Annotated in this window: 14 protein-coding genes and 1 pseudogene; 4 read left to right on the forward strand and 11 right to left on the reverse strand. The window is 46.8% G+C overall.

Features of this window, described 5'->3' with window-relative positions; genetic code table 11:
• Positions 1–197 precede the first annotated feature (197 nt).
• The gene (locus EHN07_RS03355; protein WP_124022789.1) at positions 198–1,031 is read left to right on the forward strand and encodes a sugar phosphate isomerase/epimerase family protein; all 834 of its coding nucleotides are present in this window, start codon (positions 198–200) and stop codon (positions 1,029–1,031) included.
• A gap of 209 nt (positions 1,032–1,240) precedes the next feature.
• On the opposite strand, the gene uxuA is transcribed toward EHN07_RS03355, so the two are convergent.
• The 3 genes from uxuA to EHN07_RS03370 are packed head-to-tail and all read right to left on the reverse strand — an operon-like array spanning position 1,241 to position 4,589.
• The gene (gene uxuA, locus EHN07_RS03360) at positions 1,241–2,404 is read right to left on the reverse strand and encodes a mannonate dehydratase (protein ID WP_124022790.1); all 1,164 of its coding nucleotides are present in this window, start codon (positions 2,402–2,404) and stop codon (positions 1,241–1,243) included.
• A 12-nt stretch (positions 2,405–2,416) separates the two neighbouring features.
• Complete coding sequence (locus EHN07_RS03365; protein WP_124022791.1) at positions 2,417–3,733, reverse strand: MFS transporter; 1,317 nt, start codon at positions 3,731–3,733, stop codon at positions 2,417–2,419.
• 37 nt (positions 3,734–3,770) lie between these two features.
• Complete coding sequence (locus EHN07_RS03370; protein ID WP_167467269.1) at positions 3,771–4,589, reverse strand: HpcH/HpaI aldolase family protein; 819 nt, start codon at positions 4,587–4,589, stop codon at positions 3,771–3,773.
• A gap of 62 nt (positions 4,590–4,651) precedes the next feature.
• Between EHN07_RS03370 and EHN07_RS03375 the strand changes: the two genes are divergently transcribed.
• The 3 genes and pseudogenes from EHN07_RS03375 to EHN07_RS20595 all read left to right on the forward strand — a co-directional run.
• Positions 4,652–5,479: an IclR family transcriptional regulator gene (locus tag EHN07_RS03375; RefSeq protein ID WP_124022793.1), complete on the forward strand. Its 828-nt coding sequence runs from the start codon at positions 4,652–4,654 to the stop codon at positions 5,477–5,479.
• A 323-nt stretch (positions 5,480–5,802) separates the two neighbouring features.
• On the forward strand, positions 5,803–6,483 hold the full coding sequence (gene catA, locus EHN07_RS03380) for a type A chloramphenicol O-acetyltransferase (protein WP_124022794.1): 681 nt from the start codon (positions 5,803–5,805) through the stop codon (positions 6,481–6,483).
• Between the two features lie 12 nt (positions 6,484–6,495).
• Positions 6,496–6,594: pseudogene (locus EHN07_RS20595) on the forward strand (amino acid ABC transporter ATP-binding protein); the annotation flags it as partial.
• Positions 6,595–6,746: 152 nt separating this feature from the next.
• Here EHN07_RS20595 and EHN07_RS03390 read toward each other — a convergent pair.
• The 8 genes from EHN07_RS03390 to ycgZ form a co-directional block, all read right to left on the reverse strand.
• Complete coding sequence (locus EHN07_RS03390) at positions 6,747–8,114, reverse strand: dicarboxylate/amino acid:cation symporter (RefSeq protein WP_124022795.1); 1,368 nt, start codon at positions 8,112–8,114, stop codon at positions 6,747–6,749.
• A 76-nt stretch (positions 8,115–8,190) separates the two neighbouring features.
• Positions 8,191–9,132 carry a D-2-hydroxyacid dehydrogenase gene (locus EHN07_RS03395; protein ID WP_124022796.1) on the reverse strand — a complete coding sequence of 314 codons (942 nt, stop codon included), beginning with the start codon at positions 9,130–9,132 and terminating at the stop codon, positions 8,191–8,193.
• Positions 9,133–9,201: 69 nt separating this feature from the next.
• Positions 9,202–10,176 carry a hydroxymethylglutaryl-CoA lyase gene (locus tag EHN07_RS03400; protein ID WP_124022797.1) on the reverse strand — a complete coding sequence of 325 codons (975 nt, stop codon included), beginning with the start codon at positions 10,174–10,176 and terminating at the stop codon, positions 9,202–9,204.
• Between the two features lie 10 nt (positions 10,177–10,186).
• Positions 10,187–11,374 (reverse strand): CaiB/BaiF CoA transferase family protein, encoded by a 1,188-nt coding sequence (locus EHN07_RS03405; protein WP_124022798.1) that lies wholly within the window; start codon positions 11,372–11,374, stop codon positions 10,187–10,189.
• 221 nt (positions 11,375–11,595) lie between these two features.
• Positions 11,596–12,495: a LysR family transcriptional regulator gene (locus EHN07_RS03410; protein WP_124022799.1), complete on the reverse strand. Its 900-nt coding sequence runs from the start codon at positions 12,493–12,495 to the stop codon at positions 11,596–11,598.
• A gap of 331 nt (positions 12,496–12,826) precedes the next feature.
• Positions 12,827–13,105 (reverse strand): biofilm development regulator YmgB/AriR family protein, encoded by a 279-nt coding sequence (locus EHN07_RS03415; protein ID WP_124022800.1) that lies wholly within the window; start codon positions 13,103–13,105, stop codon positions 12,827–12,829.
• A 40-nt stretch (positions 13,106–13,145) separates the two neighbouring features.
• Entirely contained in the window at positions 13,146–13,469 is a 324-nt protein-coding gene (locus tag EHN07_RS03420; protein ID WP_124022801.1) for a hypothetical protein, read from the reverse strand.
• A gap of 169 nt (positions 13,470–13,638) precedes the next feature.
• Positions 13,639–13,878 (reverse strand): regulatory protein YcgZ, encoded by a 240-nt coding sequence (ycgZ, locus tag EHN07_RS03425; protein ID WP_124022802.1) that lies wholly within the window; start codon positions 13,876–13,878, stop codon positions 13,639–13,641.
• Between the last annotated feature and the right edge of the window lie 83 nt (positions 13,879–13,961).

A 13,961-nucleotide genomic window follows, 5' to 3' on the forward strand; every position in this document is an offset into this window, starting at 1 on the left:
GCGTGCGAGCGCTGCTTTGTCGCTGGCGCGTCGGGCTGGTTTCGGGAGCATTTACTCGCACTCAACAAAAAGGTGATCCCATGCCTGAAACTATCCATGCGGCTAAAGTGAGATGGAAAATCTTTTCCATCATCTTATCGACCGTGCCTCGTTATCTGTCATGTGGATCATCCGCTCGCTAACAGAGGAGGAAGGCAATGAGTCTACTCATAGGGGTTAATACCGCGATGTTTGATGGTCTGGATACCGACACGGCCTTTGCAACGATTGCACAGGCGGGGTTTCAATACGTTGAACTGGCGTATAACCAGGGGTATGTCGGCCACCTGAGCCCTAAGTTGTTCAGTACGCGCCATGCCGAATATATTCTTTCACTGCTGGAGAAACACCGCCTGGAAACCAGGACTCTCGGTGCCACGATGAATCTTGCCGTTGATGATGCAATCAAAGCCTTTACTCAGAGGATTTACTTCGCGGCGATGATCGGAGCTAAACGGCTTACCGTCTGTCCGGGGCGCAGCGCCGACCGCCAGCTGATTATCGAGCGGCTGAAGGTCTTGTCCGATATCGCCGCGGAGCATCAATGCACTATTTGTATTGAGAATGGCGGCGATCCTTGCTACGACGTCTTCGCACTAGCCGAAGAGGGGTTTGCTTTATTAGCCGCCGTTAACAGCCCGGCACTCGCTTTTAATATTGATGCGGGCAATATAGTGTCGCTACGCCCGGAAGCTGATGCCATTGCACAAGCGATGGCGATGATTCCAGCCGCCGCGCATTGCCATATTAAAGACGTCAGCGTCCGCAATGGCGAGTACTACTTTCCCGCCATTGGCGAAGGCGACCTCGCTTATCCGCCGCTGTTTGATGCATTAGCGGAAAACAGAATACCGTGCAGTCTTGAAATCCCGTTACGTATGCACCGCCGTGCTGACAGCTATCCCGAACGCGCGTCAAGCCCTGTTCCTGCAGCAACAAGCCTGGCCGTCCTGCAGCGCTCGCGTCTTGCCTTGCAGCCCTGGCTTGTTTAATAGAGTAGGGGATGGGCTCACTTTAGCCGATAGTGCCAGAGGTAGAATTCTCCACATGATCTTCACCTGCAATAATACCGGCCAGGGTTAATTTTCAGGATCTCGGGGCGCTCGGTATCTTCAGTAAATGATGAGAATTTTTTGACTTATATATCGAAAGGAGTGAGGGGCAAGGCGAATAATATATTCACTCACTCCTGATGTTGTGCTTAATGAGATATTTTATGCAAAGTGAATTCTATGCCTCTTAGTTCAGCCAGGCCTTTCAATCGGCCAATTGCAGAATAGCCAGGGTTGGTTTTTTTAGTTAAATCATCCAGCATTTGATGCCCGTGGTCTGGCCGCATAGGGATTTGATATCCAAGCTTACTTTCCTGCCGGAGGACGGCAGAAATAATGCTGACCATATCAATATCGCCCTCTAAGTGAGGTGCCTCATAAAAATTCATGGGACAGGCCTCTCTTTTCGTTGAGCGGAGATGAAGAAAATGAATTCTGTCCCCAAATGTATCAATAGCCTTTACGATATCATTTTCACTTCTAACGCCGTAGGACCCCGTACAAAGGGTAAATCCATTGCTGGTGCTATTAATGATTTCTGAAATCCATTGCATATCATCAAAATTACTGAAAATACGATGCAAGCCGAAAATATTAAAAGGTGGATCATCGGGATGCATACCCATTTTTACGCCAACAGACTCGGCAACGGGGATGATTTGATGCAGAAAGTATTTGAGATTTTCCCGATACTCCTGCTTTCCAATCTTCGCGTATCGTTTCAGGTGTTGCCTGAAATCATCAATGGTATAGCTCTCCTCAGACCCTGGAAGACCGGCAAGAATGATTTTTGTCAGCTCATCAATGCGCTCTGGCGAACAGTGCTTGAAGTAATCTTTCGCCGCCTCAATTTGTTCCGGAGAATAATCAGAATAAGCGCCGTCTCTTTTTAGTACGAAAAGATCAAATGCAATTATCGCGGTATAGTCGAATCTTAAAGCTTTCGCACCGTTAGGTAATAAATAGTCTAGATCGGTTCTTACCCAATCCAGCACCGGGAGGAAATTATAGCAAATAGTGTAGATACCACATGCTGCCAGATTTTTTATGGTTTGCTTATAGTTATCAATGTATTTTTGATATTCACCTTCCCGCGTTTTGATTGTTTCATGAAGCGGAACGCTTTCGACTACGCTCCAGGTCATACCCTTTTCAGAAACGAGTTTCTTTCTTTGTTGAATTTCATCAATACTCCAGATGTCACCATTACTAATATGATGTAAGGCAGTAACAATATCTGTCGCACCGGCTTGTCTGGCTGCTTCAAGAGTCACCGGATCATCTGGTCCGAACCAACGCCATGAATGTAACATAAAGCCTCCTCACTATTGTTTAACAAAACTCTGGTGTACCGATGAAGCATTTTCATCGGGTTCAATCGGTTTAATATCTTTCAGTCCAAACAGATAGACCATGGCGCCAATAAAACATGCCACGCCCGATATGATTAATGCAGGAATAAATGAACCGGAAATAGTGATGATATAACCGGTTACAATTGGCCCTAAAATACCACCACAGTTTGAAATTGCATTCTGCATACCTCCTAATACAGATGTCATATTTCTTGGTGCGATATCGCCAGGGAGTGTCCATACAGCAGTACCAGCACAGGCAAGGCCAGCATATGAGATACATAACAATAAAAGCATTATCGGTGTGGATTCTACAAGACCGGCAAAGGCAATGCTGGTGGCAAGGCCCATACCCGCAACGAGATTGACTTTGCGTGCGATATCCAGTTTTTGAGTTTTGGTATACAAATAATCAGTAAGCCAACCCCCAAAATATTGACCAATAATGCCACATATGGGAGGCAGCATGGCTGCAAAGCCCATTTCACTTAAAGACATACCTCTGGAGTTCATAAGATATGATGGGAACCAGGTAATAAAAAAGAACACAGCATAATTTAACATGAAAAAACCGACGCACATCGCAAGGACGTTGCGGTATTTAAATAATTTATACCATGCCATGGGCCGTACATTATCGATGCCTTCTTTTTTAACCTGGCCGCTTCTAATATAATTTAGCTCGACTTTGCTTATTCTGGGGTGCTTTTCTGGATCATGATATACCATTAACCACCAAAGGGTCCAAATAAAGCCCAGGGCACCGCATATATAGAAAGAAGCCTGCCATCCCCAACGGGCTATAATCCATACAACAAATGGCATGGCAAATGCTGTGCCAAATTTAGAACCGCTATCAAATATAGCAGATACTTTTCCACGTTCTTTATCTGGAAACCATTTTGCGGTTACGCCAGCATTTGATGGGTAGGCACCAGCTTCACCAATTCCCATTACCCCACGGGCTGCAATAAATGCGAGGGGGGTTTTAGCTAAACCTGTTAAAATTGTAGCAATAGACCACCACAATACCGAGCCGGCTAAAATTTTCCTTTGTCCGAATTTATCAGCTAAGAAGCCTGCGGGTATTTGAAAAAGAGCATAGGTAAAAAAGAATGCCGACATTATATAGCCCATTTCTGATGCGGAAAGCGCAAGCTCTTTCTGGATGACAGGGGCTGCGGCAGACATAACGGTGCGATCTAAATAATTTATAATAACTGAAAACAACATTAAAATAGCAATGTGGTATCTTACTCTTGATGTAGGTTGGGCAGAGTGATTCATAATAAACACCTTAAAATTAGACGATGTTTTTAATTTATTATTCCTGTTTGATAATGTTTTGTAAAAAATCAAAATAGCACGCAACATCACTTCCAACAGAAATTAACGAGAAACCATCCTCAAATAACTCCTCGGCGGTTTTTGTATCGCGTGGAACCGTGCCTAACGGGATATCATATTTTTTAGCTATATTGATAACCTGATTGATTAACCGGGTTACCCCCTCACTTCCGGTGTTTCCTAATTCATTGATGCTTCCGGCTAGATCTGAAGGCCCAACAAATACCAGGTCGATACCAGCCACACTTAATATTTCTGCTGCGTTGTTCACTCCTTCTTTAGTTTCTATTTGGATCATTATCATTAATTTATCTGATGCATGCTGGTGATAATCTTGTACAAATCCGTAATAGGAAGATCTGGTTACATGAGCGGCATCCCCTCGTTTTCCCAGGGGAGGGAAGCGGCAGGCTTCAACAATTGCAGCAGCCTGATCGGCTGTTTCAACCATCGGTACAAGAATGGCTTCAATCCCAGCTTCAATCAGTCGTTTAATATAAATAATGTCTATCCCGGGACATCTCACCACCGCAGTTGTTTTTGAAAAAGCAGCGGCTCGCGCCATGTCAATTACAGTTTGAAGATCTCCAGGCCCATGCTCTTGATCAATTATGAAAAAATCAAGGGCGGAGAATCCAATCATTTCAGCGAAGGTAGAATTTCCACTTTGTAACCAGGTACCGACAACTCGCTGACCCTCTATTATTTTTTGCTTAAGGTAGTTAGGTGATAACTTATTAACCGCGTTATCATGTCTATTCATTGTTAAGGTAGCCGTTTTTTTGTATGCGCTCATGGTTTGTTCCAACATGCGGACGTTATGTTCGTATGCTGGATATTAAGTTTGAGGAATAAGAAATGCAATCCAAAAGCAACCCTGGTGAACAGGTAAAAGCTCAGAAATTAGACAAGCGGCAAAGTTCTGCTGATAAAACTCTTGAACTTCTCATCGCAATTGGTGATCTGGGTTGTGAAAATAATGGCCAGGTCAGATTGATGGAGCTGGTCAGGCATACGGGGCATCCAAGACCAACGGTTCATCGATTGCTTGGTGAGCTAAAGCGCTTTAATTTAGTTAGCCAGGATGAAGAGACCAATTGTTATTCATTAGGGCATCGGCTACTCGTCTTGAGTGCCCAGTGCCTCGGCGAGTTAGATATACGACAAATTGCACAAGCAGAATTACGCCGTTTTGTTGATAAGATTGGGCAGACGGCTCATCTGGGTATCAGAGATGAACAGTGGGTTGTATATATTGATAAAGTAGAACCTCGCTCTGGTATACAACTTTCTTCTCAAATAGGGATTAGACGTCCGATTACGACAACTTCTTTGGGAAAGTCTATTCTTGCATATTCTGCAGATGAAATTGTAAGCGAAATAATTGCAAAAGGGCTTTCTGCCCGCACTATTTATAGTATTACTGACCCAATTAAATTTCGGGAAGAGTTATCTGTAATAGCTAAACGTGGTTTTGCGCTTGATCTTGAGGAGTGTGATCTCGGTATAGTTTGCGCTTCAGCACCGCTTTTTAATTACAAAAATGAGCCCATAGCCGCTATAAGTATAACTATGATTAAATCGCAAGTGAACTCTGAGCAGCTTATTGAAATTGGCAGTTCGCTTCGAGTAATCGCCGATATTATTAGTGAAAAAATTAAATTAAGCAGAAAGAAAGGCATATAACTGACTGGTTTATACCCTATGAGGTTAGTGGTGATGCACTAAATTAAAGGGCGGAAAAGGCACCGCCCATTAATTTATGATTAAATCACGGCCTCTTAGTTATCATTTCTCTACGTTATGTTTTTAGTATTACGCTCATGTGGTATCAACGCAATGTCTATGTTGGCTTGAATTATCAGAAAAGAAACACAAATGGCATGGTTATGTGAGGAGTATCATATGTACCCGTTTAAGTCACAGCTATCCAGCAATCCGACTTGATTAACGGCCACCCGATCACTAGATTAGCCACGGCAGTTTATTCAGGAGCTAAGGGGGTAAAAATGGAAAAAAGGATTACCGGGTATACGACCGTTGACGTATCCCGCTGGCAAAGAAAAGAGCATTTTGAGGTATTTCAGTCCATTGGTCAGTGCACATTTAGCCAGACAGTCCAACTGGATATTACGGCGTTATTAAAGTGTGCCAGGAAGCAGGGATGGAAGTTTTACCCAACCATGATTCACCTCATCGCCCGGCTGCTGAACAAGCATGCAGAGTTTCGCATGGCGATGAAAGAAGGGGAGCTGGTGACGTGGGATGTTATTCATCCGAGCTATACCCTGTTCCATAAGCAAACCGAAACGTTTTCCTCTTTGTGGAGCGACTACCATGAAGATCTCCACCATTTTCTGAAAACCTATTCGGAGGACGTGGCGCGCTACCGCGATAATCTCGCCTATTTCCCCAGGGAAGAGTTTATTGAAAACCTGTTTTTCGTGTCGGCGAATCCATGGGTGAGTTTTACCAGCTTTGATTTCAACGTGGCCAATATCAACAACTTCTTCGCCCCGATGTTTACTATTGGTAAATATTATCCCCAGGGTGACAAGGTGTTAATGCCCCTTGCAGTCCAGGTGCATCATGCCGTTTGCGATGGTTTCCATGTTGGGCGATTAATCAACGAGCTACAAACCTGTTGTTATGACTGCGAAGGCCTGGCGGTGGTCGGCACAATCGGTTAACACGTAAGCCCGATTAATCAGGTGCAAAAATTTTACGGCCAGAACCAGGTGCTCAAAGGTGTTAATCCGGGTATCGACAGTGGCGAAGTAATGTCAGTCATTGGGCGCAGTAGTCCAGAGTGAATGTGAATATTAACATGTTGAATTAAATGATTTTTATTTGTTCACTGTCGAAAATAAACTGCCCGATGCGTGCACCGGGCAGATGAGGGAAAAATCAGTCAGCAAAAAAGAGCTGCCAGATCTTTTGGTTCTTTGCGGGGTCAGGCAATCTCATTTTTATTGGGCAGCGATTTATTCACGGCTTTTGCCATCGCATAGCTTTCTGCCAGCGGCATCTTTTTTACGCCTCGATTCAGTTCTTCATGCAGCTGCTCCATATCGAGAGAACCGTTCCAGCGAGCGATAACCAGCGTTGCCACGCCATTACCGATAACGTTAATCAACGCGCCGCCTTCTGAAATAAAGCGGTAAACACCCAACACCAGCACCAGGCCAGCGGCAGGGATACTATTAGTGGAACCCAGCGTGGCTGCGAGGGTAATAAAGGCTCCGCCGCTGACGCTGGCCGCACCTTTAGAGGTCAGCAGCAGAATGAGCAGTAAAACGACCTGGTGTTGAAAGGTCAGGTCGATATCAAGCGCCTGAGCGATAAAAATCGCCAGTACCGTCATATTGATGCAGCTACCATCCAGGTTAAAGCAGTAACCAGAAGGAATGACTAAACCGACGACAGACTTCTCGCAGCCGAGTTTTTCAAGCTTGGTCATCATACGCGGTAGCGCCGATTCAGAAGAAGATGTCCCGAGCACCAGGGCAAGCTCTTCACGGATGTAACGCAAAAAGCTCATCAGGCTAAATCCTGCCATTCTGGCGATAAGATTCAGGATGACAAAGACAAAGATTAAGCCCGTCACGTAGTAACAAATCAGCAGGTTGCCATAAGCGGAGAGGGAGGCTACGCCATACTTAGCGATGGTATAAGCCATGCCGCCAAAGGCCCCTAATGGCGCGACGTACATAACGATTTTCAGCATGCGGAAGAAAACGTGGGAGATCATTTCGATGGTTGCAAGCAGGGCCTTTCCCGTTGCGCCCAACAGTTGCAAACCGAAGGCAAACAGCACCGAAATAAACAGGACTTGCAGAATATTCCCGTCAGTAAATGCACCGAATACGGTATCAGGAATGATGTGTGTTAAAAAGCCGCTAACGCTTTGTTCATGTGCCGACCGGGTATAACCTGCAACGGCGCTCGCGTCCAGTGAGGCGGGGTCAACATGCATTCCTACGCCGGGTTTCATAATATTGACGCTGACCAAACCGATGATTAATGCAATGGTGGTCAGAAGTTCAAAATAAATAAGTGACTTAGCGCCAATTTTACCAATGCTTTTTAGGCTTTTCATACTCGCTATACCGGTAACCACGGTGCAGAAAATAATCGGTGCGATCAGCATTCGGATCACTTTGATAAAAGTATCGCCTAATGGTTTCATTGCTTCGCCGGTTTGTGGAAAATAATGGCCGACGGCAATCCCAATGATGATGGCTAATATAACCTGAACGTATAAATGCTTATACCAGGCTGGTTTATTGATTTTATTCGAGGTTGCGATGCTCGGAGACATAAGAGTTTCCTCGGGTAATAATCGATTAAGGTAAGATGTAGGGTGGTTGCGCAGCTATATTGCTGAGCTTTGTTATTTAAACGACTCTATTTTTTATCTGACCGGAATAATATCCTGTCAGGTTATATTCCACGGCTTTAATAAGGTTAGTGACGCCGCTGTGGCTTGCCCAGGCGATATGTGGCGTGACAAGGAGGTTTTTCAGCGTCGGGTCCAGAAGAGGGTGAGAAGCCGCGGGCGGTTCGGTCGCCAGTACATCCAGCGCGGCACCACTGATGATCCCCGTTCTTAATGCATTCGCCAAATCTGCTTCGTTGATCAGCAGGCCGCGCGCGGTGTTAATCAGTAGCGCCCCCGGTTTCATTTGTTTAAGAGCTGCCATGTCAATCATCTCCCGCGTGCTTTCACTTAAAGGACAGTGGAGAGTAATAATATCGCTGCGGGAAATCACCTCTTCAAATGGGGCATAACCCGAACGTATATCATGTGCTCCTTTATGCTCGGCAAACACAACATTCATGCCGATAGCTTTTGCCAGGCGAGCAACATGAGAGCCAATATCGCCACGGCCAACGATGCCTAAGGTCGCGTCTCTGACATCACTAATGGGCGCGTGATGTAGACAGAAATGTTGTGAATCCGGCCACTCATCGTTTGCAGCATGAAGGTAATCTTTCAGATGACGGCGAAGGGCGAAGATAAAGGCGATGACTCCTTCAGCCACGCTATTGGCGGAATAGCCCGGCACGTTGCTCACAACAATGCCGCGCCTGCGGCAATACTCGATATCAATGCAGTCAAAGCCTGTCGCTGCCACACAAATAAACCGTAATTCGGGCAGATCTCGTAACAAATTCTCGCGCAGCTCGACTTTATTGGTAATGACGATTTCAGCCTTGTTAAGTGCGGCAGCTACCTCATTTTTGCTGGTCGAACCCCGGTAATCCCACTCTTTACACCAGCAGGGTTTATTCAATGGTTGTGGTAAGGTATCGCCATCTAAAGTCACTATTTTCATGCACTTGTACTCAGTAGTTTAATTAATCATGTGAGAATTCAGGCAAACAGTAATATTCCAGAGGGAAAATTAAGGTGCTTCCTGAATCGCATGGCATTTATTGACCAATCCTTGTTCAAATGATTGAGGGACAGGATGAAGGTCGTCGGTTTTTCCGGCTCGCGTCACACTTGAGCGAATATGATGGCCAATGAGGGCCGGAAGCGTTTTCGCCACGCCAATAATGGCGTCAAGATCGACCCCGGTGCGATACCCCATAAGATGCAACATATGAACCATATCTTCGGTGCTGACGTTACCACTGGCACCCGGTGCATAGGGGCAGCCGCCCAGCCCACCTAATGAGGCATCAAAACGGTCGATTCCAGCTGATAAAGCCGCCAGCGTATTGGCGAGCGCCATTCCCCGCGTATCATGGAAATGCAATGTGAACTGCAACTGAGGAAAATGGCTGCGTACCAGGCGGCAGATCTCCTCAACCTGCGAGGGATACGCCATGCCGGTGGTATCGCACAGCGTAATGCCGCGAACTTCTTTTTGCGCGAAGGTTTCAATAAGCCGTAATAGGGTGTTTTTCTCGACTTGCCCTTCCATCGGGCAACCAAAGGCAGTCGACAGGGAAAGATTAATCGCCACTCTGCTTCCGGCAAAAACCTTAATGACCTCGCTGAGTTGCAGCACTGAATCCTGGCGACGCATACGCAGATTGGTCATGTTATGAGTTTCGCTGGCAGACATGACTAGGTTGGCCTCATCAATGCCGCAATACAGTGCCCGCTCGGCGCCACGAAGGTTAGGGACCAATACGGTATATTCCACACCGGGTTGGCGCTTAATCCGTTTCATCACCTCTTCGGCATCCTTTAATGCTGGAATCGCTTTTGGAGAAGTGAACGATGTCGCTTCAATTTTGGCGAATCCGCACAGGCTTAGGGCATCAATAAATGCCGCTTTGTCATCCGTTTGGACAAATTGCGCCTCATTTTGCAAACCGTCGCGTGGAGCCACTTCCTGAATATAGATTTTTTTAGCTGATGTCATCATGTGACTCCCCTTAAATAATTCCGCGGCCGCGCAGGTCGCGCCGTATCGCATCGTCAAAGCCCAGTTCGGCTAACACTTCGTCAGTGTGTGCGCCTAGCTGTGGCGCTCTGGTTCGAACGTTTCCGGGCGTTGAGCTCAGTTTGGGGACAATACCCGGTAGCGTGACGGGGGTTCCGTCATCAAGGGTATCGGCGAGCAGCATATCTCGTGCCTGATAGTGAGGATCGCTGGCAATGTCGCTGGCATCATAAATTTTGCCGGCAGGAATTCCCCTTTCGTGCAGTGAAGCGAGTACCTCCGTCAACGTGAATTTCTCAGCCCATTGTGAGATCGCGGCATCTAACATACCGGCGTGTCTTGCTCGCCCATCGTTATGCGCAAAAGTGGGGTCTGCGGCGAGATCGGGACGATGAATAATTTCCATTAATCGCAAAAAAATAGAGTCGCCGTTGCCAGCAATCAGGGCGTACTTGCCATCTTTACAGCGATAGGCATTCGTTGGGGCAATACCTGGTAAGCTGCTGCCCGCAGGTTGGCGAATGGCACCGAAGACGGAATACTCCGGCAGCAGGCTCTCCATCATATTAAACACCGACTCGTAGAGCGCGACATCAACCTGTTGCCCGTTACCGCTGCGATCGCGGTGGCGTAAGGCCAGCAGAATACCAATGACGCCATGTAAGGCAGACAGAGAATCGCCAATCGAAATGCCTACCCGTACTGGCGTGCGGCCCGGTTCGCCAGATAAAAAACGCAAGCCTCCCATCGCTTCGCCAATCACCCCAAATCCTGGGCGATCGCGATAAGGGCCTGTTTGTCCGTATCCCGAGACGCTAAGAACGATAAGCCCGGGGTTGAGGGTATGCAGCGTTTCCCAACTCATACCCCATTTAGCGAGCGTGCCAGGGCGAAAGTTCTCAATCAGGATGTCTGCTTCTTTTAACAGAGATAACGCAACTTCCTGCCCCTCGGGCTGGCGTAAATCAAGCGTAACCGAGCGTTTGTTTCGCGACTGTACAGCCCACCAAACGGACGTTTCATTGTGAAGCATGCGCCATTTGCGCAGCGGATCGCCTTTTTCAGGCGGCTCTATTTTGATGACATCGGCACCAAACTCTGCCAGCATGCGTCCTGCCATCGGCCCGGCTATCAGCTGGCCCATTTCAATAACGCGTAATCCCTCTAAAGGTAATGACATATTTCCCCCTCAACCACATTTGCAACATGTAGTTAACATTAACGCAGGGGAGATAAATGAAAATTTCCTTTTATTCACCAACCCTTTCCCGTCAGGAAAGGGTTGGTGAATTTTGATTTCGGTAAATTATTATTATTTGCTGATAAATATAGTTTTTATTAAAGTCAGGATAATTCAGGCTTTCTCAATGGGTGATGGGAATCACAAAATGGCGCTGCCATTTATTTGACGGGACGCAAAAAATTAAGCAGTTTTTCCGCTTCTGGCTGAAGAGGGTTGACGGCATTGATGCCGATTTTAAGCGTTCTCTGGGCCCAGGGATCGGTCAGGGGGATAGCCACCAATTTCTGCCCATGCAGCGTATGGCTGATGGCGCCGGAGGGTAAAATACCTATACCTAGCTCGGCTTGAATCATGCGGCACAGGGCATCAAAGCTGGTGACTTGCATCGTGACTTTGAGAATTTTGCCCGCGCTAATAGCGGCATCCGATATCCGCCGCAGAAGAGAGCTTCCCTGATTGAGGCCAACATAGTCATAGCCCAGGGTTTCAGCAAAACTGATTGAGGGGAGGGTGGCGAGTGGATGCCTCGCAGGCACCAGAAGCACTAACCGATCCTGTCGATAAGGAAAGGTGCGGATGCCTGACGCGGCTACATTGTCAGCGAAGATACCAATATCCACGCTACCTGAATCAACCTGTTCAACAATATTTTCGCTTAACGCTTCCTCTAACAGAATACGCAATCTGGGATATTGACGATGAAAATTCGCCAGGTCTTGCGGCAGGAACTGGATCACCGCAGAAACGTTAGCCGCAACCCGAATATGCCCTAAAACCCCGGTTGAATAATCGCTAACCTCGCTTGCCATCTGATTGACGTTATCGAGAACTTTGCGAGCATGCCGGACCATGCCCTGGCCTGCGGCGGTGAGTTGCAGGCCGCGAGGTTGGCGAATAAACAGGCGGCAGTCAAAGTTCTTTTCCAGCTCTGCAATGCGCTTACTGGCGGCAGATAAGGTGATGTTGAACTGGCTGGCGGCTTTAGTCAGGCTGCCAGACTCAGCCGCCAGAAGAAAAAGCCGTAATGATTGAAGATCAAAATTACCAGGGTTCACCATTAGTTAAACCTTTTAATCTCGGACAGCTATGGATGGCAGCAAAGAGCTGGCTATGTATAGAAGAATTGCTCAACGCTGCGAACTTTAAGTGATATTCAGTAATTCAGCCTGTTATTGCAACACTTGCAGAGCGCTGGTCGGTCAGTGATGTGAGGATTTGGCGATTGAAGAGATGCGAGCTCACCACTGAGTTGCTTCAGGGGGGAGGTATTTGGTGTGGATATTTAATGGATATTTAACACACAGATAAAATAAACTAGCGCCCCGTTTCTATACGGCGCGCTATCTCAACGCTCAAGCTAATAAATTAACGTTATACCCCAGGGCTGCGTTAAATATCATCCGTGGTATGGTCAACGACAATTTCAAGCGTCTTACGAACGATGTCTATGGTGACGACATCAGTCGTGGATTCAATGGCCTCAATCAACCGCTGAATAATGGCTTTATTAGTAACATGTCCGTCAGTCGCAAGAATGCTGCGTATTACTGCTCCGAGTAATACGGCCTCATCAGCCAGCATATCGCCAGCGTTACGAAAATATGCGGTCAGTGCAGTGTTTGGCAGAGTGGCATAAATTTCTGATTTATGAAGCGTTATCTGGGTCATTTACTCTCACCATTATTGGGTTATGGGTTAATTGAGGCAGTCAGTGCTTTTTACTGCTGCCGCGCGCAAGGCTAGCGTCGAATAACGGATAAACATTATTATCTTGCTCAGTCCGACTCTCCCTGTTCCATCCCTTTTGCGCAGCAGTCAAATTACGGCGCGAGATGCCCAACCGCTGATTACGAATATCTGCAATCACGTCTGCGATAACCTCTCGCCGCTGCGCTGCGCTTTCTGTGGCTTCCATTATTTGCAGTCTTTCAATCAGGGACCGGGTGCTGATGGCCCCGTTATCGTAAAGGATTGATAAAACTGCTTCTCCAATCAGTTGATCGATTAATTGCTCTTTTTTACTTCGGTTCATAACTGCGTCTCTGCTTGCCAGTATGTTTCATCATCGAAACGTGGCATTAATTCAGCCCTCTCGTGTTGGAGGTGACTGAAGGTTGTCAGGCTTTCCTGTAGAGCCTGAAAGAATACTCCCGCCAATATTTTTTAATAAGTAGTCAATTGTGCTCACTGAACCGTGGAGCTTAACGGTCAAAAAGCAGGCCAATTAAAGTATGGTAATGGCGCTCTTCTTCCGCATCGGAGGCTTCCTCTACCCGACGCAGCAATTTGGTGCAGATGGCTTTGCGGTTCAGGCTGCGTCCATCGCTCAGGATTTCAACCACAATTTGCCCCAGCGTCTCCTGCTGTGAAGGCAGAACAGCTCTGGAAAAATAGCGTGTGATGGCATTGGCTGTATCGGGAACATAGTTGTTCTGTCGCATCAGTCACTCCTGTAAACATGCAGTCATCAGTAAATGTACAAATAAAGTTATACAATGATTAAAAACTTGTACATACAAAAATG

It is taken from the genome of Buttiauxella warmboldiae, from assembly GCF_003818135.1.
Lineage (GTDB): Bacteria > Pseudomonadota > Gammaproteobacteria > Enterobacterales > Enterobacteriaceae > Buttiauxella > Buttiauxella warmboldiae.